A 21,597-nucleotide genomic window follows, 5' to 3' on the forward strand; every position below is an offset into this window, starting at 1 on the left:
GTTCGGGGCATGGCATTGCTACGGCCGGGATCGTCACCTGACGCCGAGCTGCTGATTGAGGCGGGTGGATATCTCCTCCGCCCACCATTTATGTCCGACTTCAAGGACTGGGCGGAACTGCGAGATGAGAGCCGCGCCTTCCTGAAGCCGTGGGAACCGTTGTGGCCATCCGATGATCTGACCAAATCCGGATTTCGCCGGCGCTTGCGGCGCTATGCCAAGGATCGCAAGGAAGGCCGAAGCCTGACATTTCTTCTTTTCCGGTCGAGGACGAACGAGGTCCTGGGAGGTCTGACGCTCAGCAACATCCGGCGCGGTGTGAGCCAGACCGCCACGTTGGGGTACTGGATGGGTGAACGTCATGCGGGAAAGAGACACATGTCCGCAGCGGTCGCCATGATCTTGCCATTTTGTTTCGACGTTTTGAACCTTCACCGTCTCGAGGCGGCCTGCATTCCGGTCAATACGGCGTCGATACGATTGCTCGAAAATGCAGGATTCCGCCGAGAGGGATACGCACGTAACTACCTGTTAATTAACGGGACCTGGCAGGATCATCTTCTTTACGCCTGTCTTGCGGAGGATCACGCTGTTCTTTCCGGAAAAATTAGCCCCAGTGTTGAGGGTATCTTGAAAGAATTCTTGTGACATGCGCCACAACCCGGTAGTTCTTCGCTCCATGTCGATTTTGTTGCCGGACCCGATCAATAGTGTGATCAGACGTGTTGTTTTAGCTTTTTGCGTGATCGTCTCGGTGTTTGCGGCGTTGCCCGTTCAAGCACTTGAGCCGATTCCCGTTCCAATCGATATCGAGGCGCTCGATGTTACGAACTCAATCGAACTGCATCGGGACGCCGGAACACGTCTGCAGGTGTCCACGGCACCCGGCGCGGACGGCATCGTGCGCAGGATCGAAGTTCCATCGCTTGACGGCAACAACACGAACTGGGCTGTTTTCGCGCTTGCCAATACCAGTGACGAACAGATCGATCGTCTCATCGTTGCGCCGAATTACAAGCTGGTCGGATCGGATCTCTTCTGGCCAGACCTCGGTTCGTCGCGCATAGCCGCGATCACGCCGAGCCAGGGCATTGCGCCCGAAAGACTGAAGAGCCTGGAAGCAGACGTTTTCCTCGTAACGCTCGATCCCGGTTCGATCGTCACATTCGTGGCCGAACTGACGACGCCCAAACTTCCCGAAGTGCGTATCTGGGAACCCGACGTCTACAAGGAAACGATCAACGCCTACACCCTCTACCGCGGCATCATTTTGGGGATTTCCGGTCTTCTGGCCTTGTTCCTGACCATCTTGTTCGTGGTCAAGGGAACCGTCATGTTTCCTGCCACCGCGGCGCTGGCGTGGTCGGTCCTGGCCTATCTGTGTATCGATTTCGGCTTCTGGGGCCTTGTCTTCAATCTCGACGGTGGCGGCAGTCAATTGGCGCGGTCCTGCGCTGAAGTCATGCTTGCAGCCAGCCTGCTCATCTTTCTATACGCCTATCTCAATCTCAATCGCTGGAACATACACTACTCCCACCTGGCACTGACGACCCTGATCCTCATCCTCGGGCTTTTGGGCGTTGCGGTCTGGGATCCGTCAATTGCGGCAGGCGTTGCGCGCTTGTCACTCGGCGTTATCGGCGCACTCGGCTTCATAACGATTGCCGTGCTGGCATTCCAGCAATACGACCGGGCGATCCTGCTGATCCCCACCTGGTGCCTTTTGATTGCCTGGCTTGTCGGCTCCGCCATGACGGTGACGGGATATCTATCTAACGATATTGTTCAACCAGCGCTCGGTGGCGGCCTTGTTCTGATCGTCCTGCTCATCGGTTTCACGGTGATGCAGCACGCTTTTGCCGGTGGTGCAATCGCTCAAGGGCTGATCTCCGATGTTGAGCGCAAGGCATTGGCACTCACCGGTGCCGGCGACATTATCTGGGATTGGGATATCGACCGCGACCGGATCTATACGGGCAACGAGGTGGAGGAGTTGCTCAATCTCAAGCGCGGAGCGCTTGAAGGGCCGGCGAGGGACTGGCTGGAAGTTCTGCATCCACAGGACCGGGACCGGTTCCGGGCGACGCTTGACGCTGTTATCGACCAGCGTCGCGGCAAGGTCATGCAGACATTCCGCCTGCGATCTGAAGATGGACACTTCCGCTGGTTCAGGTTGCGCGCCCGGCCGATCATAGGGTCCGACGGTGAGGTGATACGCTGCGTTGGAACATTGCTTGACGTCACGGAGGAGCGCACGGCAGAAGAGCGGCTGCTTCATGATGCGGTACATGACAACCTGACCGGATTGCCGAACAGGGAACTGTTCGTCGATCGCCTGCGCACCAGTGTTGTGCGCTCGAAGGCGGAAGAAACAGCCAAACCCACTTTGCTCGTTCTCAATCTTGACCGCTTCAAGCAGGTCAATGACAGCATCGGCCTGTCGGCAGGTGACAGCATTCTCCTGACGGTGGCACGCCGTCTCGGCCGCCTGATTGGCCAGCAGGACACGCTTGGCAGGTTGTCCGGCGATCAGTATGGCCTGGTGCTCTTGTCGGAACAGGAGCCGGACAGGATCGTCGCCCTGGCGGATTCCCTGCGCAAAGCGGTCCGCGCACCGATCACGTTCGGGGACCGGGAAATCTTTCTGACCTGTTCGGTCGGGATTGCCTTCTTCGAGGGCGGCAAACAGGCCGTTGAAGATATGGTCACCAACGCGGAGATCGCGCTCAATCACGCCAAGCGACTGGGCGGTGATCGGCAGGAAGTTTTCAGACCTATCCTGCGGCCGCTCGACAAGAATATCGTCGATCTTGAAGCGGACCTGCGTGAGGCCATCAAGAAGGAAACGCTCGGCGTATTTTACCAGCCGATCATTCGCCTGGAAGACCAGTCCATTGCCGGTTACGAGGTTTTGGCGCGCTGGAACCACCCGAAGCGCGGAAAGATTGCACCATCGGAGTTTATTCCGATCGCAGAACAGTCTGGCCTGATCAACGAACTCGGGATGTACGTGCTGGACAAGGGAGCTCAGCAGCTCGCCTTCTGGCAGAGAGAGTATCCGATAAAAAGGCCGCTGTTTGCATCGGTGAACCTGTCGTCGCGCCAGTTGTTGAAACAGGATCTCATCAACGATGTGAAGGCGGTGCTTTCAAGGACATCTCTTGAACCGGGAACCTTGAAACTGGAATTGACGGAATCCCTCGTCATGTCAAATCCGGAATACTCGGCAAAGGTACTGGAGCGGCTGCGCAGCCTTGGGGCCGGGCTGTCTCTGGATGATTTTGGAACCGGTCATTCCTCCCTGTCGTATTTGCAGCGCTTCCCGTTCGACACCATCAAGATCGACCAGTCCTTCGTGAAGACCAATGGATCGTCTGCCCGATCCGTCCTGCTTCGAACAATCGTCGCCATGGGCCACGATCTGGGCATGTCCGTTGTCGCGGAAGGTGCAGAAAGTGAGACGGATGCGCTGGAGCTCTACCAGCTCGGTTGCGAATTTGCACAGGGCTTCTTCTTCGGAGAAGCGATGTCTTCCTCCGATGCGACCAAGATGCTCCGGAAAATGCCGGCAGAAGCTGAAAGCGCATAGGCGTTCCCCGCCTGGCCTTGAACTCGTATGGCGCCCTGCGGCTGACAACGGGTGTCAGGGAACCAGTACCGGCACTGTCTTCTCCGTTTGGCGGATTTCCAGTGGCGTAGTGCCGAATGGATCGCCGTCAACTTGCGCAGCGACGGGCGAGGTTGAAGCGATAGTGGCCACGGAAAACGGCCGGACGGTTGCGCCACGCGCCTTGTGTATTCGTCCGAACATCAGCGCCAATCCATAACGCAGGGAAGACCAGGGGTCGTCCTTGTCCAGCACCAGCATGTACAGACCCGGGTCTGTCGCCCCGTGCGGGCAGATGACGAAGGGACCACCATAGTGGCGCGCATTGCTGGCGACCGCGAATTTTCCGTTGATCGTTTCGCCGTCCAGTGAAATTTCCAGATGGCTCGCCTTGCGTTTGAAACCGATCCTGAAAGCAGTGATCACGTAGGCAAGCTTGCCGAACTTCCGCTTGAGAGCCAGCGGCACGGCGTGAACGATTTCCGCATCGAAGCCGCTGGACGCCATGAGAACAAACGGATGACCGTTGGCAAGTCCGAAGCGCAGAGATTTCGTCTTCTGCCGCCAGATCATGTCAGCGATCGCAAGCGGCTTTCGTGGCAGACCGAGTTCGAGAGCAAGGACGTTCGCCGTCCCGAAGGGGATGACAGCAAGCTGCGGCGGGTCGGGATTGTTCTGAAAGCCCGTCAGTGCCTCGTTGATCGATCCATCGCCCCCGGCAACGACAAGCGTTCGAACACCCAGGCCTGGGTTGGCACAGACTTCGCCGATTTCACCGGCATGCCTGGTGAGTCTGATTTCTGTGCGGAAACCGAGATCTTCCAGTCTTGTACGGACGCTGTCGAGGAATTCCGCCTTGTATCCGCCGGAAGTGGGGTTCGCCATGATCAGCACGGACCCTGGAATGTCGGGTGCGGCTTGACGCCGCGATGCGGGAGCGGACCAGCAGAGATCTCTCACTTGATTTCCTCAGCGCGTCGGTCGGGAGCTGTATTCAATCGCCGTTCTTATACGGTGCCATGCCGCCGCGCGCCAGTTCGTCCGCGCGTTCGTTGTCAGGATGCCCTGCATGACCCTTGACCCAGTGCCACGAAACGTCATGGCGTTCGCGTGCTTCGTCGAGGGCTTGCCAGAGGTCGGCATTCTTCACCGGTTTGTTGGCAGCCGTCCGCCAGTTCTTCCGTTTCCAGCCGTCCAGCCATTCGCGGATCCCGCTCCGCACGTAGGTGCTGTCCGTGTAGAGGTCGATCGCGCAGGGGCGCTTGAGTGCATTCAGTGCCTCGATTGCCGCGGTCAGTTCCATGCGGTTGTTGGTGGTTTCCGGCTCCCCGCCTTTCAGTTCCTTTTCGTGCTCGCCGAAACGAAGCAACACACCCCATCCACCGGGGCCCGGATTTCCGGAACAGGCACCATCGGTGAAAACCGTTACGCGATTCTGATTGCTCATCGTTCCAGTCCGTAAGCCTCCGTACCGCCAATTGTCTGATGGAATTTCAGTTTCTTGAGGTATTCCAGTGGGTTCTTGGGTGTAACAAGGGCTCCCTCGGGCACGCTCAACCAGTCATAAAGCCGCGTGAGCAGGAACCTTAAGGCAGCACCGCGGCAAAGGGTCGGTAACGCGTCGTATTCGTTGGAGTCGAGCTGGCGAACGGAAGTGTAACCTTTCAACAGTGCCCTGGCCTTTGTCACGTTGAACGAAAGGTCGATTTCAAAACACCAGGCATTCAGGCAGATCGCGATATCGTAGGCAAACGCATCGTTGCAGGCGAAATAAAAGTCGATCAGACCCGAAAGCTCGTTGCCGAGAAAGAAGACATTGTCCGGAAACAGGTCGGCGTGAATGACACCGTGCGGCAGGTCTGACGGCCAGGTCGCTTCGAGATGCGCCAGTTCCCGCGTAATCTCGTCTCCCAGTCCCGGATGAACAGTGTCGCTCCGGTCTCCGCATTGTTCGAACAAGGGCCGCCAGCCGGCGACATTCAGCGCATTGGTCCGAAAACCGTCATAGTCCTGGCCGTCAAGATGCAGTTCGGCCATCGCCCTTCCAAGGCCGGCGCAATGTTCAACCCGTGGGCGCTTGACCCACATGCCTTCCAGAAATGTGACAAGCGCGGCCGGGCGGCCAGCCAGCGTCCCAAGCAGATCGCCATCCCTTGATGGAACAGGTGTCGGGCAGGAAAGACCCTTGCCGGCAAGGTGCTGCAAAAGATTGAGGAAATAGGGCAGATCGTCGGGATCTACCCGTTTTTCGTAAAGTGTCAGAATGTAGGAGGCCTTGTCGGTATGGACGAGAAAGTTGCTGTTCTCAACACCCTCGGCAATGCCTTTGAACGAAAGCAGGCGCCCCACATCGTAGGTTCCGATGAAGTCTTGCAATTCCTCATCGGTCACTTCGGTATAAACGGCCATGTTCTTATCCGGTAGCCGCCTGGGGCGTCGAGACCACGTCTCTGAGTTCCCGTGGCAGATTGAAGGAAATTGTCTCCTCAGCGGTTCGCACGGTTTCGACGATGACTTCGAACCGGGTGGAAAACGCGTCGATGATTTCCTCTACCAGAGTTTCCGGCGCCGATGCACCTGCCGTCAGTCCAAGGGACCGTGCGTCTTCGAAATCCGGCCACTCGATGTCGCTTGCACGCTGTATCAGAACCGCAACCTTGCAGCCGGCGCGTTCAGCAACTTCCCTCAGGCGCTGGGAATTGGAAGAATTCGGCGCACCGACAACAACCATTGCATCCACATCCGGCGCGACATGTTTTACCGCTTCCTGCCGGTTCGTTGTTGCGTAGCAGATATCTTCCTTGTGTGGGGCAACGATATCGGGAAAACGCTCCTGCAGGACCGCAACAATTCCGGCCGTGTCGTCAACCGATAGAGTCGTCTGGGTAATGTAGGCGAGTGATCTGTCCGACTTGGGTTGAAATTTTCGGGCATCTTCCTCGGTTTCGATGAGCGCAACGGTTCCCGCCGGCAGCTGGCCCATCGTCCCGATGACTTCCGGATGGCCGGCATGTCCGATCAGAAGCACTTCACGATCGCGCCGATCGTGGATCTGAGCTTCCTTGTGCACCTTGGAAACCAGCGGACACGTAGCGTCCAGAAAGAACATGTTGCGTGCCTCGGCATCTTCGGGCACCGACTTCGGGACGCCGTGCGCGGAAAAGATCACGGGCCTGCCGGCATCATCAGCAGGAATTTCACTCAATTCCTCGACGAAGACTGCTCCCTTGGCTTTAAGACCATCAACAACGAATTTGTTGTGAACGATTTCGTGGCGCACATAAACGGGACGGCCGTATTTTTCCAGCGCAAGTTCAACAATCTGGATCGCTCTGTCCACACCGGCGCAGAACCCGCGTGGCGCACAGAGTTTTATCGTAAGTGGCGGTTTTATCTGCTTGGTATCGCTCATGGTGCTCTTTCAGCAAACCTTCCTGGCCGCAATAAGGGCTTCAAGGTCATGCCTGTCAAGTAGATGCGCTGATGTGCACACTATTTCAGCCACAATGAGATGCTTCAAGCTTTCAGGCGATCAAGCCTCGCCAAGCAAATGTTCACCTGCTATGACACTCCGCCAAGTTGCTTTTCGATCCGATGGGTAGATGATGATCAGTGCGTTCCAGGCCGTATTCGACGTGAAACTGAAGACAATTCTGACAGCTGGTTTGTGCGCTGCGACCCTGGCAGGCTGTGGCGGAGGTTCCGACAGTATTGCCAGCAAGATAATCACGGGCGGACAGGAACCGATCGAAGTTTCTCCGGCAACCTTTGCACCGCCGGTGCCTTGTCCGTCCATGGAACTGAAGTCAAACGCTTACCTGATCAGGAATTACGTTCGCGGCAAAGAGGATGAATCCGAAGGCTTGCTCTATCAGGCAACGGTCGAAGACTGGGCAAACAGCTGCACCCAGCAGGCGGACGGTCAGCGGCTCATGAAAGTCGGGCTGTCCGGTGACGTAACACCTGGCCCGGCCTGGAAAGGCGGTGAGATCGTTCTGCCGCTGCGGGTCGCGATCGTGCCCGGCGGCACTGGTGCCAAACCCCTGAGCTCTGAAGTGCTGACCGTTCCTGTGACGCTCGGCGAGAGCGCGCCTGCGGAAAAGTGGACGTTGATCGAGGAAAAATTCACGATTCCGCAGGGCCAGAGCGTCAAGGTGGTGTTCGGATTTGATGAAGGGCGTCGCCGCTGAGCGACGTCTTCCGCGGAAACGCACACACGCCGTGACCCACGGATCACAAGACTGTCGGGAAGCCGCTACGTTACCCTGGTTGCCGTGGGTCTTGTTTTGAAAGACTTCAATCCCGGCCGGATTAATCCTGTATTGACAAGGGTATTCCCCGCTCGCAAAATCCCGCCCGCAATCAGGGTCGTGACCTGTTTGGCGCGGCAACGCGCGTGCCCCACGCGGGAGAGCCCGGGTCAAATGACCCGGCGCCGAAGGAGCAACCGCCCCGGAAACTCTCAGGCAAAAGGACCGCATGGGGAACAACGCTCTGGAAAGCAGTGCTCCACTGAACTGTTCAGTGGACTGCTCACCGAAGGAGTAACTGGCGCGCGACTCATGGCGTTCGACAGGAAATCTCTCAGGTACTCGGACAGAGGGGGTGCTGGTTGACCGGTTCATGATCTGCCGGAATGCCAAGTAACGCCCTGCATTCGAGGACCAATGATGGCAATGGCCACCGAAGTGACAGAATTGATGCAGACGCCACTTCACGATCTCCATCTGGAGCTCGGCGCACGCATGGTTCCGTTCGCGGGTTACACAATGCCGGTGCAGTACCAGAACGGTATACTGGCCGAGCACCTGCACACGCGCAGCAAGGCCGGATTGTTCGATGTGTCTCACATGGGACAGCTTGTTCTCGTCGGGCCGGACCACGAGACGACAGCACACGCACTCGAAGCGTTGACCCCATCCAGTTTCGTCGATCTGCCGCGCGGGCGGCAGCGCTACTCTGTCCTGCTTAACCGCGAAGGCGGTGTCATCGACGATCTCATGGTGACACGGCCTGAAACCGACGCGGAAGACGGGCGTCTTTATCTGGTCGTCAACGCGGCGCGTAAAGAGGTCGACATCGCGCATTTTCGGAAAAATCTGCAAGACGCGGTCAAGCTCGAAGTCATCGAGGACCGGGCGCTGATTGCCGTACAGGGGCCGGAGGCTGTCAATGCTGTCGCTGCACATGCGCCGCAAGCAGCAGACCTCGCGTTCATGTCGGCATGTTCCACGCAGTTCGACGGCATTGATTGTCACGTCGGACGTGCCGGTTACACAGGTGAAGACGGCGTGGAATTGTCGGTTCCGGCCGGAGCCGCCGAACCGATCGCGCGGGCACTGCTGGCTGACGAGCGTATTGACGCGGTTGGTCTGGGAGCACGTGACAGTCTTCGGCTGGAGGCGGGCCTGTGCCTTTACGGTCACGATCTTGATGAAACAACATCACCGGTCGAAGCAAGCATAATTTTCTGCATGCAGAAACGCCGGCTTGAGGAGGGCGGTTTTCCGGGCGCGGACCGTATTCAACGGGAATTGAAGAACGGTCCGGGCCGGGTCCGGATCGGCGTCAGGCTCAACGGCGGGGTCCCCGCCCGCAACGGTGCGGAGATCGCGCAACCTGATGGGCCGGTTATCGGCACCGTCACCAGTGGCGGCTTTTGCCCCGTGGTCGGTGCGCCTGTCGCGATGGGATATGTGCCGGCCGGGTTTGCAAAGACCGGCACCGGATTGGAGCTGATCGTCCGCAATCGTCGTCTTCCGGCAACAGTTTCAGATATGCCCTTCGTGTCAAATCGCTACTATCGCAAATCAAACCCTTGAACAATCGAGAGAACGGATAAGGACATGACCACCTATTACTCCAAGGATCACGAGTGGATTTCAGTTGACGGAGGCATCGCAACAATCGGCATCACCTCATATGCTCAAGAACAGCTCGGTGACGTTGTTTATGTCGAGTTGCCGGATGCTGGCACCGAACTCGCCCAGGGCGACGAAGCGGGTGTCGTGGAGTCTGTAAAGGCGGCAAGTGAGGTCTACGCACCGATTGACGGTGAAGTGGTCGAGGCCAACGAAGCGCTTTCCGATGAGCCGGGGAAAGTGAACGAGGATCCGGAAGGCGCTGCCTGGTTTCTGAAAATGAAGGTTGGCAATGAAAGCCAGCTTGCAGAACTCTTGGACGAAGCAGGCTACAAGGCCTTTGTCGAGTCTCTTTGAACCATGGCAGGTCACTATTATACGGCTCAGGTGGAGTGGGCATGCGATGGCGACTATGCAGCCAATGCCTATTCCCGAGGCCATATCTGGCGTTTTGACGGCGGCCTGGAGGTACCGGCAAGCGCATCACCGACTGTGGTCGCTCCACCACATTCAGTAGAGGCGGCCGTTGATCCGGAAGAAGCTTTCGTGGCCGCGATTTCTTCTTGCCACATGCTCTGGTTTCTCGATCTGGCCCGGCGGGCGAATTTCAATGTCGCCAGTTACCGGGATCACGCGGAGGGTGAAATGAGTCGCATTGGCCGTGGCAAGATGGCCATCACCAAAGTGGTTCTGCGTCCGGAAGTCACGCTGATCGCAAGTGAACAACCCGACGAGTCCTGGTTAACCGACATGCACGAAAAAGCGCATGACGTCTGCTTTATCGCCAATTCCGTCAGGTGCGAGATCGTCATTGAGCAGGGTCCGGTGAAGCTGATCGCTCCCTAGTCTTCCTGAAGGCAATTCGGATTGTGTCATGCTGCCCCGGCCTTTGTGCCGGGGCACTTGCATTTGACAAATCTCTCCCGGGAAATGGGACCCTGATGCTGACTGCAACGACAACACCCAGACTTGGAAACCCGGTTTACAGGCTTTCCATATTGACAATATAATTGTCGTTATGACAATATTTATGTCAAGAGAAGGTGTCATGAAGAAATCTGTGGAACTATATGAGATCGTCAGGCTGATCCGCCCGGTTCACCGCCGCCTGGCGCGTGCGGTGGAAGCAAAGTTGAGCGGAACCGGTGTAACGGTTGGAATGCGAGCGGTCATGGAAGTGCTTGATGAGACCGGACCGCTTTCCGTTCCCGAAATCGGACGGGTCCTGTTTCTGACGCGCCAGCAGATCCAGCTGATCGTGAATGCTCTCGAGGAATCAGGTGTTGTTGAACGGCAGCCCAACCCCGCACACCGGCGTTCACCGCTCTTTTCCCTGACAGATCAGGGCAAGACGGTTTTTGGAGAAGTCCGGGCCCGGGAAAATGACGAGATCGATGCAGTCTGCGAGCTCTTTTCAGAAGACGATATCCTGGCAACGCAACGTGTCCTCTGCGCCATGCTCGACCACTTTGCAGAGTTTGAGGACGATCCCGATCGTCCCAAGGCGCTGGAATAATTCTTATGCTGGAGAAGTACCATGTCCGTCTTTTGGAGTGTAATCGGTGGCCTTGTTTTGCTGTTGGCGGCGCTGTTCGGCTATATCGGGTTTTTCGTCAGGAAGCTCGGCACACCAACGAAAGGGGAGTTGATCAACCGGACTGAAAGACCGTCCAAAGCGCTCCTCGTCATCGATGTTCAGGAAGATTTCACGCGCAACACCGGCAAGCAGGGCTTTGATCCGCAAGTTCGGGATGCGGCATTGAAGATCATGAACCAGGAAATCGCCGAGGCCCGCTCTCACGGCAGCGAGGTTGCTTTCGTAAAAAACATTTTTCGGGACTGGCCTGTCATCCAGTTGATGAAACTTGTGGCCGGTGGCATCGGGACGCCGGGCCGGGAAGGCCTGAAATTCGACCGCGACGTTGATCTCGGAGACGCGCCGGTATTTGAAAAATCCGTTGGAGACACTTTTTCAAATCCCGATTTCGAGGCCTGGCTCGACAAAAAGAAGATCGGGTGTCTGACTCTGGTTGGCCTGGATGCGTGCCATTGCGTCCAGCTGACGGCGAAGGGGGCGCGCGCGCGTGGCTATGACGTGGAAATCCGCGAACCCGCGACCCTGACCGCAACACCCGCGAAATGGCCTACCTTGAAAAGCGAACTTGACGCGGCAGGGGTCGTCATATGTTGAGCTGATCGTCCGACCGGCAAACTGTGACCTTTGCGAAGAAGGCGTCCTGTGGCAGGTTTACCTTGCGATATCTCGCTTATTCTTTTTCGTCGGAGGTTCTATGTTTCGACCGCTTGTTTTTGCAATTACAGCATTATCCGTTTTTTCGTCTCATTCCCTGGCCGCAGACAAGGTCGCAATTGTGTTCGACGGTTCGGGCTCCATGTGGGGCCAGATCGAAGGCCGTACCAAGATTGAAATCGCGCGCGATGCCATGACAAATGTTCTGGGAACGCTTCCAGCTGACCTGGAACTTGGGCTCTTTGCCTACGGGCACCGTGAAAAAGGCAATTGCGCTGATATCGAACTGATCGTTCCCCCGGCAACCGGGACTGGTGCGGCCATCAAGGCAGCAACAGACAGGATCACGCCCAAAGGAAAGACGCCGTTGTCCGCGTCGGTACGCCAGGCCGCCGAAACCATGCGCTTCACGGAAGACAAGGCGACCGTCGTGCTCGTCACGGACGGGATTGAAACCTGCAATGCGGACCCCTGTGCCCTTGGCAATGAACTTGCGCGGCTCGGCGTGAACTTCACCGCGCATGTGATTGGCTTTGGCTTGAGCGAGGAGGAAGGACGCCAGGTCGCCTGCCTGGCGGAAAACACTGGTGGTCTTTACATTCAGGCCGGCAGCACGGCGGAACTTTCCGATGCGTTGACTGCAACAGTCGAAACGGTTCCCGTCGAAGAAGCTGCGGCTGAACCGGCGCAGCTGCCCGATGCGTTGCTTGAGGCACCGGACGAAGCCGAGATCGGTTCACGGATTGATGTCACCTGGCAGGGTCCGGGCGGTCGGTACGACCAGATCGAGTTGCATGATCCGATGGCCCGCGGAGGAGAGGGAAAGCGCCTTCGCTCGAAAGCGATCGTGAACGGAGACTTTGACAACAATCAGGTCACCATGACAGTGGTGACCGATCCCGGCACATATGAATTGCGTTACTGGGACGGCACAGGCCGCCAGATCCTGGCAACACGTGCGATCGACGTGATCCCGGCCGAGGTGGCTCTGTTCGCCCCGGACGAAACCGCCATGGCACGGCCGGTGACCGTGGAATGGATCGGCCCCGGAGGCCGTTACGACGCGGTGCAACTCTATGACGTGTCTGCTCGCGGCGGCGAGGGCAAGGTTCTGCACAACAAGCGCCTGCGCAACGATGATTTCGACAACAACAAGGTGACCCTGCCGACACCGGCAAAACCGGGCGCATATCAGCTGCGATACTATGCAGGGGAAGACAAGACCGTTCTGGCGACACGTTCACTGGACATCATCGAAGCTCCGGTCACGCTTGAAACGGAAGAAGCGGCTGAAGCCGGCAAGCCGATTGTCGTCGACTGGGTCGGGCCGGGAGCACGGTATGACAGTGTGCGGCTGGTCGATGCGGCGAACGGCAAGAAGCTCCATGAAAAACGTCTGCGCAACGACGATTTCGACAATCAGAGAGTAACCTTGCCGGGGCCGGTCAAGGCCGGGCCATATGAACTGCACTATTACAACGGGGACAACAAGGCTGTGCTCGCCACCGTGCCTGTCGAGGTGACCGCGGCAGTCGTTGCACTCGAAGCTCCCGACGAGATCGGTCAGGGCCGCCATGTCACCGTCGTCTGGACCGGCCCCGGTGCACGCTACGACAGCGTTCAGTTCTTTGATCCGCGGGCGCGCGCCGGCGACGGCCGGGTTGTTCATCAAAAACGACTGCGCAATGACGATTTTGACAACAGCAAGGTTACATTGCCGAGCGCGGCAAAACCGGGCGACTACGAGTTGCGCTACTATAATGGTGACAACAAGACCGTGATGCTGACGCGTCCGATTGCCGTCGTTCCGCTTGAAATAGCGATTGAGGGGCCGGAGAGCGTTGAAACGGGGACAAAATTTTCAGTTTCCTGGAAAGGACCCGGGGCTCGGTATGATTCGGTGCAGATCTGGGATCCCAAGGCACGTGGCGGCAAAGGCAGAGCTGTCTTTGAAAGGCGTGTATGGTCAGGAGATATCGACGCCCAGACTGTCAACCTGAATGCGCCGAAAGAAGCCGGGGATTACGAGCTTCGCTATTTCAACGGGGACAACAAGGCTGTGCTCGTCACCCGGCCACTATCGGTCCAGTAGACGGCAAGCCAATCGACAAACCGGCGGGGCCAGCGCCCCGCTGGTAGGGCGTATTCGTTTACCGGATAGAATGCGCCGGAGACTCGGACTCGGCCGACAGCATCAAACCGGTGATCCAGCTGCCTTTTTTCAACACAAAGGCACGCAGAAGCGTTGCATAATCGTTTGTAACCGCATTCGCAACCGAGGGGCGCACAGCCAAGGCACACCGCCAGCGCCTGACCCTGGGAAGGTCATTGAAAATTCCAAGGTCGGTGAACGTGTCGAAGACATCGAAGTAACGAAAAACCGGGCCAAAGGCGGCATCGACGATAGAAAATCGGTCACGATCGAAATAAGGACCCGTAGCGTCGATTCGGGTATCGAGATGCTCGAATTTCGATCGCAGGGCATGCTTTGCGTTTTCGAAACTCTGCTCATCAGCTGCGCTGTATAGAGCGCCAATCCCGTTCAGGATCTGCGAAGCGAATTCGACGTAAGCGCGGTGAGTTGCGCGCTCAACCGGATCGTCGGGATGGAGTCTTTCGGCTTGTGTTTCGTCGATGAACTCCACGATCGGTGCCGATTCGAACAGGTACCTGTGGTTACCGGTCTTCAGCAAGGGGACTTTTCCAAGTGGCGAAGCGGCCTTGAACCAGTCCGGCTTGTCCGAAAGATCGATGTAGGTCCGGTCGAAAGGAATGGACTTTTCCGCAAGTACGATGGCTGCCCTTTGAACGTAGGGGCAAAGACTGTGGCTGATCAGCGTGAAGGGATATGTCATGTCGAACTCCATTTTCATGCACCTGCATTAAAATAGATGCAGATGCATGAAAATACAAGATTGATGCACATGCATTAAAGTTCTATGCGTTGACCATGACTGGAAACCTGAAAGACCGGCATTTCCCGGATGTGATGGAATGTTGGGCGCGGCTGCAACGGTCAAGTGGTGCAGTTCTCTCCCGCGTGGAAGTCCGCCTGAAGGCGGAGGGTTTCCCGCCACTTGGCTGGTATGATGTTCTTCTGGAATTGCGGCGTGCAGACGGGGTTGGCCTCAGGCCCGTCGATATTGAGAAGCGAATGCTTCTGGCGCAGTATAACGTTTCCAGGCTGATCGAGCGGCTGGTTGGGGCCTCGTACGTGGACAAGAGGCGGGCTCCGGATGATGGTCGCGGAGTGATGATTTTTTTGCGACCGGAAGGTGAGGCCCTGCTTGAGAGGATGTGGCCGGTCTACCGCGAAGCGGTCGAAACCGAGTTTGCGGCGCATCTCGACGACGAAGAGGCTGAAACACTCTGGAAGCTGCTGGGCAAGCTGTTGCCCTGAAAACGAGGATAATTTTCGAAAAATTGCATGATTGACGTTTTGCAAACTTGATTTCGACGGGCGCAGATTGGTTGGTGACAGATGATACCCCTGATAAGAGTAAGCAACAGGAAGCCGACCGACCTGACGCACCAGTTGCTGTCCAAACGAAGGCTGACAGCGCAAATGAACGACCCGCTTGATATCGATAGTCGTCAGGACTTGCCGCAGGAGTGGCTTTTTCTTCTCCGGGAATACCCGAGGGATGCGTGGCTGGGGCATGGCAATCTCGGACCATTGACGAATTTCTGGCTCAACCGTCATGACGGTTTCCGCAATTTCGGCAACACCTTGATTTCCATGTTGCGCCAGTTTCGGGAAGGCCAGATTCCTCCCGAAAGATTTGGCGGCATGTTCGCCCCGCAGCTCCAGCATTTCCTCACCGAATTGCACAATCATCACATGATCGAGGATCACCACTATTTTCCCGTCTTCATGGAGGCGGAAAAACGCTTGCTCCCTGGCTTTGAGCTTCTGGAAAACGATCATGAGGTTATACATCATCGTATCGAGACGGTGATCGGCAGCGCCAATGAACTGATCGGTCAGCTGCAGGAGGGCGACCGGGACGCAATTCGGCGGGCCTCGGACAATTATGCAGCGACCAGCGATATGCTTCTCATGGGGCTCAAACGGCATCTTGCCGATGAAGAGGATTTGATCGTCCCGATCATTCTTTCAAGAGGCGAAAGTGAGCTGGGGCTGTCCTGAGACCAGCGCGAAACTGAGACAGACCTGAAATCATCCTTGAAAAATCCGGCTTGACTCTGGGAGGCGGATAACGCATCTAAAATGCCATGGCCAAGATAGCAGCACCCTTTGCGTATTTTTATTACGTCACCGACATACCGGCGGCTGCGTAGGATCTTGCTCACTTGATAGAAACCTAAAAAAGCCGCCGCGTCAGGCGGCTTTTTGGTTTCAAGGGCTCCTGGCGGGGAAACCAGGAAGCCGAAAATGACCAAACACATGATCGAAGCCGGTAAACCGGCGACCAAGCTCAAATCGGAAGCGCTCGCGGTGCTCCTGGAGCGCGGTCTCGTGCACCAGTGCACGGATGTGGATGCGCTGGACCGAACGCTTTCCGAAGGACTGGTCACCGCATATGCCGGGTTTGATGCGACCGCCGCCAGTCTTCATGTCGGGCACCTGATGCCGTTGATGACCATGCGCTGGCTGCAAAAGCTCGGCCATCGCCCCATCGTCGTCCTTGGCGGCGGGACCAGCCAGATCGGTGACCCGAGCTTCAGGAATGATGCAAGGCCACTTCTGGAAGAACGACAGATTTCCGCCAATATCGCAACCATTCGCCGGTCGGTCGAAAGGCTAGTCGACATGGACGGTCCCGATGGTGCCTTGCTGGTCGACAACGCGGAGTGGCTCAACGAGTTCCGCTTCCTGGAATTTCTCCGCGACTATGGTTCCCAGTTCACTGTCAACCGCATGATGACGTTCGACAGTGTCAAGTCGCGCCTTGATGCGCAGATGCCGCTGACCGTGCTTGAATTCTGTTACATGATGCTGCAGGCGGTGGACTTTCTGGAATTGGCCAAGCGCCACGACTGCGTGTTGCAGGTCGGCGGATCCGATCAGTGGGGCAACATCGTCAACGGTGTCGAACTCGGCCGACGTGACGGCCGCAAGCTGCACGGCCTCACGGTTCCTCTGCTGACGACTGCAAGCGGGGCCAAGATGGGCAAGACAGCCGCCGGTGCTGTCTGGCTGCATCCCGAACATCTGTCACCGTTCGGCTTCTGGCAGTTCTGGCGTAATACGGCCGATGCCGATGTCGGCAAGTTCCTCCGCCTTTTCACGGAATTGCCGATCAAGGAAGTCGAAAGATTGTCCGAATTGCAGGGTGTGGAGCTGAATGAAGCCAAGAAGATCCTTGCGACCCAGGTAACGACCATCGTTCACGGACCCGAGGAAGCGCGTACAGCCTTGCAACAGGGAGATGCCTTGTTCTCAGGCGGCGATGACCTTCTCGAACCGACCCATAAGCTGCCGCTTGAACGCCTTGCCGAAGGTCTGGGACTTCTCGAGCTCGTCGTCGCAATCGGATTTGCGGCATCCAATGGCGAAGCCCGGCGTCTTGTGGAAGGGGGTGGTGTGCGGCTCAACAACCGGATCATCGAGGACCCGCGCCGCCGGATCGGCACCGGTGACCTGAAAGCAAACGATCGGCTCGCCGTTTCGGTTGGAAGGCGCCGTAAGGCGTTGGTCGGGTTTGAATGAAAAGGACACGAATGCAGGACTGTGTTTTCAGAACTGTCTTAACTCAAGAGGTGGAGTTTCAGTAGTCCAAAGGTCTTGGTCCTTGGTCTGCTACGATTCGCTGGGTTAGATACTTGGAAAAACAGCAGGTCTGTTAGATGCCAATCGCATTGGATCCCCGATCAAGTCGGGGATGACTTCGAGGAGATGAACCGGTTGCAGTTCCTCTTTCAAGGTCATCCCAGACGCAGCGCAGCGGAGATCAGGGATCCACTCATTTCGAAAACTTCAGAGGCGAATGATCACGGCGTTAATTTAACAGGATGATCCGTAGCCAGCACGTTGGCCTCTTCGGTATATCCTCCAGCCTGACGACCACAAGACGTTGCAAAAACACGGAGCCGGTGTTTCCATCGGCTCCGTCCTTTTTAGGCCTTTGTTAGTTGCTGCACCCGAAACTGCTCAACTGGCAGTCCGCCGATCCCCCAACTCTCCATCTCGACTTCATCGATCACCACGAACGTTGTCATCGGGTTTTTGCCGAGAACCTCGACGAGCAGATCGGTCGCGCCCTTTATGAGCCGGGCTTTCTGCTCCGATGTAACGCCTTCGCGGGTCACCTGGATATTGACATAGGGCATGGCTATGCAGCTCCTTCGGCTTGTGCATTCATCTGGAAGATCTTTGCCATGATCCGCCAACGCCCGTCTTCGCGGACGAAAGTCAGGAAATCGACATAGGCCTTGCCTGCCATGGTGCAGCGAACGCGGGCAAAGGCCGTGTTGTTACCGGCGAGCTGGATCTCCTCGATGACATCGTTGCGAGGCTCTCTGCGCGAGGCGGGTGACACCCGGGCCGCGACCACGGGAACATACTCGTCCATGGTCCTGTGCAGCAGGGGAGACTCGTCTGCGGTCGCATAAACCGCCTTGGGATGAAAAACCTTCTGCAGCAGATCCGTATCGCACTGATAAAGGGCATCGAAATAGTCGGTGATCACACCGGTCAGTTCCTCGATCGGGCCGGTCATGCGGCAAGCCCTTCTTCTTGCAGGGTTTTGCGAGTTGATGGCCGAGCGGCGATACGCGCGACATAGGCCTTCGTTTCCGGCCAGGCATCCAGGGGAACCCCGATGAAGTTGGTCCAGTTCAATATGACGAATGCGTAGGCATCGGCGACGGAGAACGCATCTGCGATCAAGTAGGATTGTCCTTGCGCAAGCAGGTCATTGAACTGACCCAGCTTGGCGTCCAGCCTGGACCGGATGACTGCTTGTTCTGCCTCCGCGAAGGTCTTGCCGGAAAAGTAGGGGCTGAAGGCCTTGTGCAATTCGGAAGACAGGAAACTCAGGAGTTCAAGCTGCCGGAAACGAAGCAATGGCTGCTCGTTGAATTCAGGTGCAAGCTCTGGAAACTGTTCGCCGATCCAGTGCAGGATCGCGACATTTTCCGTCAGGACCGCGCCGTCATCCAGCCTCAGGGCAGGCACGTATCCGCGAGGATTCGTCGTCAGGTAAGATACACCGGTTTCTGTCGTGCCTTGTTCGGTATCCACCTTCTCCAGCAGATAGGGGGCACCGGCTTCGTTCAGAAGGATATGTGCCGCCATGGAACAGGCGCCGGGCTTGTAAAACAACTTCATCGTTTCGCTCCATTACTGAATGTTGATGACGGGAAGGTGTTTGTTGAAGTCACTGTTGACAAGTAGGTAACTGATGGTAACTATGTTTTTCGAGTTACCCGGGAGAAACCTGATTTCTGCAGAGTTACAGGCAAGATGACACTGAAAATGCGCAAGAACCGAAGCCCGCAGCCGCCGGAACCGTGTCTGCTGACGGAATGCATGCAAGTGATTGCAGGTGCCTGGGCGCCCAATGTCATCTGGAGCCTGAGAGCCGGACCGCGCCGTTTCAACGAGCTGAAGGCAGACATTCCGCCCGTGTCATCGAAGGTTCTTTCCGCGCGGCTGTCCGAGCTTGAAGAGCGCGGTGTGCTTTTGCGTCATGTGCGCCCGACGTCGCCACCGTCGGTCGAATACGAGTTGACCGGACTGGGAGAAGAACTGATCCCGGCTCTGGAAGCGATCGTCGAGGTCGGGCACAAACTGAAGCAGCTGCGTGGGTATGAAGTTGCCTCCGAAGCTGCTGAATAGTTTAGAAAAATTGCATTGAAAGACCATTCATGGAGACAAAGACCTTTGTTCTCGTTCACGGCGTCTGGCACGGCGGCTGGTGCTGGTCGCGGGTTGCGAACCTGTTGAGGGCGCGGGGCCACCGCGTCACGGCACCAACCCAGACCGGCCTCGGAGAACGGTCGCATTTGCTGTCGCCGGATATCACAATCCAGACCTTCGTTGACGATATCGTCCAGCATCTTCGCTTCGAGAACCTCAAGAATGTTGTTCTGGTCGGTCACAGCTTTGGCGGTATCCCGATCACCGGTGTTGCGGATGTCGTTCCTGACCGGATTGCCAAGCTGATCTATCTCGATGCCATCATGTTGGATGCAGGTGAAACATGGCTTGGTCTTTTGCCGGAAGACATGGCCAGAGACCGCACCGAATTGGCCGGGAAAACCAGCGGCGGTCTCACTCTGCCACCGGCACCGGCGGAGAGCTTCGGTGTTTCCCGCTCCGAAGACGTTTCATTTGTCGAGCCGCGTCTGACGCCTCATCCCTTTCGAACCTTTACGACCGCGCTCGATCTCAAGAACCCGGTGGGCAACAGCCTGCCAGCCGACTACATCCGCTGCACTGACCCGCCTTACCGGCCGGCCATCGTTGCCCTGGACCGTGCCAGAAAACTTGGATGGCCCATCGAGGAGATCGCAAGCGGGCACGACGCCATGGTGACCGAACCTTTGGCACTTGCCGATCTGTTGGAAGGACTCGGCTGAGCCAGCGCAAAGGTTCAAAAAGAAAAAACCGCCTCCGAGAGGGAGGCGGGAGTTAAGTGCTATCGCGGGGAACACGAAGTTCGCTTCTGCTTGTCAGCCTGCTTATACCTGCAGGCGGGATCTGATTTCCTTGCGAAGTTCATCGATTGGCGACTTGGCCGAACCTTCCCTGGTGTGCCAGAACGTCCAGCCGTTACAGGCTTCCTGCCCCTGCACGAGAGCACCGACCTTGTGGATCGAACCGGTATGGTCGCCCGATTTCAGGGAACCGTCAGCCCGCACAATTGCAATATGCTTGCCTTTCGAACAGGTAAGTTCGGCACCCGGTGAAAGCAGGCCGTTTTCCAGCAACGTTCCGAACGGGATACGTTTCAGGGCTCGCTTGCCTTGCTGCATTTCCAGAGCTTCACCGTCACCCGCTTCGATGGCTTCGATACGGGCGGTCGCGGCATCGATATAGTCCTGCTCACGCTCGACACCAACGAAGTTGCGGCCCAGTTTTTTGGCGACCGCGCCGGTGGTTCCGGTACCGAAGAACGGGTCAAGCACCACGTCTCCCGGCCTGGAAGAGGCTGTAAGGACCCGGTAAAGCAGCGCTTCCGGCTTCTGTGTCGGATGCACCTTCTGCCCGGTTCCGTCTTTCAACCGCTCCGTTCCGGTACATAGCGGCAGATGCCAGTCGGAGCGCATCTGCAGATCGTCGTTGAACGTCTTCAATGCATCGTAGTTGAAGGTCGGCTTTGCATCCTTGGATTTCACCGCCCAGATCATGGTTTCGTGGGCATTGGTGAACCGCTTGCCACGGAAGTTCGGCATCGGGTTGGATTTCAGCCAGACAATGTCATTCATGATCCAGAAGCCGAGATCCTGCAGGATCGCACCAACACGGAATATGTTGTGATAGGAGCCGATCACGTAAAGCGACCCGTCCGGCTTCATTACACGGCGCGCGGCCAGCAGCCACGACCTGGTAAAGGCGTCATAGGCCTCGAAGCTGTCGAACTGGTCCCAGTGGTCGTCACAGGCGTCCACCTTGGACTGATCCGGCCTGTGCAGATCGCCGCCCAGCTGGAGATTGTAGGGCGGATCCGCAAAGACCAGGTCCACGGAACGGGACGGCAGTTTCTCAAGGGCGGACACGCAGTCGCCCTTCAGGATCTTGTTCATCCAGGAAGCGGATGCTTCCTTGTTTTCATTGGGGTGGGGTGCCGCTAAGGACACCCCGGTACGCAGTACACTCATTGCGACGCATTACCTCACGCAATTTCGAGTGTCATGGTTACCGGGTTTGGTAAATCAGCGGTTAAGTCGAGAAAAGAAAAATTCCCTTT

At 57.1% G+C, this 21,597-nt stretch carries 23 protein-coding genes and 1 riboswitch; of the genes, 14 read left to right on the top strand and 9 right to left on the bottom strand.

The window, feature by feature from the left end; all coding sequences use genetic code 11:
- The first annotated feature begins 9 nt into the window (after nucleotides 1–9).
- Nucleotides 10–648, top strand: coding sequence for a GNAT family N-acetyltransferase (locus tag LA5095_RS01020; protein WP_055111178.1), 639 nt, complete (start codon nucleotides 10–12; stop codon nucleotides 646–648).
- A gap of 31 nt (nucleotides 649–679) precedes the next feature.
- On the top strand, nucleotides 680–3,589 hold the full coding sequence (locus tag LA5095_RS01025) for an EAL domain-containing protein (RefSeq protein WP_082442786.1): 2,910 nt from the start codon (nucleotides 680–682) through the stop codon (nucleotides 3,587–3,589).
- A gap of 54 nt (nucleotides 3,590–3,643) precedes the next feature.
- Here the strand turns inward: LA5095_RS01025 and LA5095_RS01030 are convergent, their stop codons facing one another.
- The 4 genes from LA5095_RS01030 to ispH are packed head-to-tail and all read right to left on the bottom strand — an operon-like array spanning nucleotide 3,644 to nucleotide 7,019.
- Nucleotides 3,644–4,567 carry a diacylglycerol/lipid kinase family protein gene (locus LA5095_RS01030; protein WP_208992512.1) on the bottom strand — a complete coding sequence of 308 codons (924 nt, stop codon included), beginning with the start codon at nucleotides 4,565–4,567 and terminating at the stop codon, nucleotides 3,644–3,646.
- A gap of 34 nt (nucleotides 4,568–4,601) precedes the next feature.
- Nucleotides 4,602–5,054 carry a ribonuclease HI gene (gene rnhA / locus LA5095_RS01035; protein WP_029063741.1) on the bottom strand — a complete coding sequence of 151 codons (453 nt, stop codon included), beginning with the start codon at nucleotides 5,052–5,054 and terminating at the stop codon, nucleotides 4,602–4,604.
- Entirely contained in the window at nucleotides 5,051–6,016 is a 966-nt protein-coding gene (locus tag LA5095_RS01040) for a homoserine kinase (protein WP_055111182.1), read from the bottom strand. Before LA5095_RS01040 ends, rnhA begins: the two co-directional genes overlap by 4 nt.
- A gap of 4 nt (nucleotides 6,017–6,020) precedes the next feature.
- Nucleotides 6,021–7,019, bottom strand: a complete 999-nt coding sequence (ispH, locus tag LA5095_RS01045; protein ID WP_055111184.1) for a 4-hydroxy-3-methylbut-2-enyl diphosphate reductase — start codon at nucleotides 7,017–7,019, stop codon at nucleotides 6,021–6,023.
- 190 nt (nucleotides 7,020–7,209) lie between these two features.
- On the opposite strand from ispH, the gene LA5095_RS01050 reads away from it, so the two are divergent.
- The 7 genes from LA5095_RS01050 (at nucleotide 7,210) to LA5095_RS01080 (ending at nucleotide 13,811) form a co-directional block, all read left to right on the top strand.
- On the top strand, nucleotides 7,210–7,797 hold the full coding sequence (locus LA5095_RS01050) for a hypothetical protein (protein WP_208992513.1): 588 nt from the start codon (nucleotides 7,210–7,212) through the stop codon (nucleotides 7,795–7,797).
- Between the two features lie 206 nt (nucleotides 7,798–8,003).
- A riboswitch (glycine riboswitch) is annotated at nucleotides 8,004–8,095 on the top strand.
- Nucleotides 8,096–8,277: 182 nt separating this feature from the next.
- Nucleotides 8,278–9,429 (top strand): glycine cleavage system aminomethyltransferase GcvT, encoded by a 1,152-nt coding sequence (gcvT, locus tag LA5095_RS01055; protein ID WP_082442787.1) that lies wholly within the window; start codon nucleotides 8,278–8,280, stop codon nucleotides 9,427–9,429.
- Nucleotides 9,430–9,453: 24 nt separating this feature from the next.
- Entirely contained in the window at nucleotides 9,454–9,825 is a 372-nt protein-coding gene (gene gcvH, locus LA5095_RS01060; RefSeq protein WP_055111186.1) for a glycine cleavage system protein GcvH, read from the top strand.
- A gap of 3 nt (nucleotides 9,826–9,828) precedes the next feature.
- Nucleotides 9,829–10,314 carry an OsmC family protein gene (locus LA5095_RS01065; RefSeq protein ID WP_055111188.1) on the top strand — a complete coding sequence of 162 codons (486 nt, stop codon included), beginning with the start codon at nucleotides 9,829–9,831 and terminating at the stop codon, nucleotides 10,312–10,314.
- A 202-nt stretch (nucleotides 10,315–10,516) separates the two neighbouring features.
- Entirely contained in the window at nucleotides 10,517–10,984 is a 468-nt protein-coding gene (locus LA5095_RS01070) for a MarR family winged helix-turn-helix transcriptional regulator (protein ID WP_055112583.1), read from the top strand.
- Nucleotides 10,985–11,005: 21 nt separating this feature from the next.
- The gene (locus tag LA5095_RS01075; protein ID WP_055111190.1) at nucleotides 11,006–11,659 is read left to right on the top strand and encodes an isochorismatase family protein; all 654 of its coding nucleotides are present in this window, start codon (nucleotides 11,006–11,008) and stop codon (nucleotides 11,657–11,659) included.
- Between the two features lie 100 nt (nucleotides 11,660–11,759).
- A complete protein-coding gene (locus tag LA5095_RS01080; protein ID WP_055111192.1) occupies nucleotides 11,760–13,811 on the top strand; it encodes a vWA domain-containing protein in 2,052 nt (683 codons plus the stop codon).
- A gap of 58 nt (nucleotides 13,812–13,869) precedes the next feature.
- Here the strand turns inward: LA5095_RS01080 and LA5095_RS01085 are convergent, their stop codons facing one another.
- Nucleotides 13,870–14,574, bottom strand: a complete 705-nt coding sequence (locus tag LA5095_RS01085; RefSeq protein WP_055112585.1) for a glutathione S-transferase family protein — start codon at nucleotides 14,572–14,574, stop codon at nucleotides 13,870–13,872.
- Between the two features lie 95 nt (nucleotides 14,575–14,669).
- Here LA5095_RS01085 and LA5095_RS01090 point away from each other — a divergent pair, with 95 nt between their 5' ends.
- The 3 genes from LA5095_RS01090 to tyrS all read left to right on the top strand — a co-directional run bounded on the left by LA5095_RS01090 (nucleotide 14,670) and on the right by tyrS (nucleotide 17,393).
- Entirely contained in the window at nucleotides 14,670–15,119 is a 450-nt protein-coding gene (locus tag LA5095_RS01090; RefSeq protein WP_055111194.1) for a MarR family winged helix-turn-helix transcriptional regulator, read from the top strand.
- Nucleotides 15,120–15,200: 81 nt separating this feature from the next.
- Nucleotides 15,201–15,869 carry a hemerythrin domain-containing protein gene (locus tag LA5095_RS01095; RefSeq protein WP_235808834.1) on the top strand — a complete coding sequence of 223 codons (669 nt, stop codon included), beginning with the start codon at nucleotides 15,201–15,203 and terminating at the stop codon, nucleotides 15,867–15,869.
- Between the two features lie 246 nt (nucleotides 15,870–16,115).
- Nucleotides 16,116–17,393, top strand: a complete 1,278-nt coding sequence (gene tyrS / locus LA5095_RS01100) for a tyrosine--tRNA ligase (RefSeq protein ID WP_082442714.1) — start codon at nucleotides 16,116–16,118, stop codon at nucleotides 17,391–17,393.
- 407 nt (nucleotides 17,394–17,800) lie between these two features.
- Here the strand turns inward: tyrS and LA5095_RS01105 are convergent, their stop codons facing one another.
- Genes LA5095_RS01105 through LA5095_RS01115 form a run of 3 tightly spaced genes read right to left on the bottom strand, consistent with a single transcriptional unit; the run spans nucleotide 17,801 to nucleotide 19,013 of the window.
- Nucleotides 17,801–18,013, bottom strand: a complete 213-nt coding sequence (locus LA5095_RS01105; RefSeq protein ID WP_055111196.1) for a tautomerase family protein — start codon at nucleotides 18,011–18,013, stop codon at nucleotides 17,801–17,803.
- A 2-nt stretch (nucleotides 18,014–18,015) separates the two neighbouring features.
- Nucleotides 18,016–18,402, bottom strand: coding sequence for a nuclear transport factor 2 family protein (locus LA5095_RS01110; protein WP_055111198.1), 387 nt, complete (start codon nucleotides 18,400–18,402; stop codon nucleotides 18,016–18,018).
- Entirely contained in the window at nucleotides 18,399–19,013 is a 615-nt protein-coding gene (locus LA5095_RS01115) for a glutathione binding-like protein (protein WP_055111200.1), read from the bottom strand. Before LA5095_RS01115 ends, LA5095_RS01110 begins: the two co-directional genes overlap by 4 nt.
- 135 nt (nucleotides 19,014–19,148) lie before the next feature.
- Between LA5095_RS01115 and LA5095_RS01120 the strand changes: the two genes are divergently transcribed.
- Complete coding sequence (locus LA5095_RS01120) at nucleotides 19,149–19,523, top strand: winged helix-turn-helix transcriptional regulator (RefSeq protein WP_029063759.1); 375 nt, start codon at nucleotides 19,149–19,151, stop codon at nucleotides 19,521–19,523.
- Between the two features lie 29 nt (nucleotides 19,524–19,552).
- Nucleotides 19,553–20,266, top strand: coding sequence for an alpha/beta fold hydrolase (locus LA5095_RS01125; protein WP_055111202.1), 714 nt, complete (start codon nucleotides 19,553–19,555; stop codon nucleotides 20,264–20,266).
- Nucleotides 20,267–20,368: 102 nt separating this feature from the next.
- Here the strand turns inward: LA5095_RS01125 and LA5095_RS01130 are convergent, their stop codons facing one another.
- Nucleotides 20,369–21,508, bottom strand: a complete 1,140-nt coding sequence (locus LA5095_RS01130) for a site-specific DNA-methyltransferase (RefSeq protein ID WP_055111204.1) — start codon at nucleotides 21,506–21,508, stop codon at nucleotides 20,369–20,371.
- Nucleotides 21,509–21,597 lie beyond the last annotated feature (89 nt).

Source organism: Roseibium album, assembly GCF_001404515.1.
Lineage (GTDB): Bacteria > Pseudomonadota > Alphaproteobacteria > Rhizobiales > Stappiaceae > Roseibium > Roseibium album.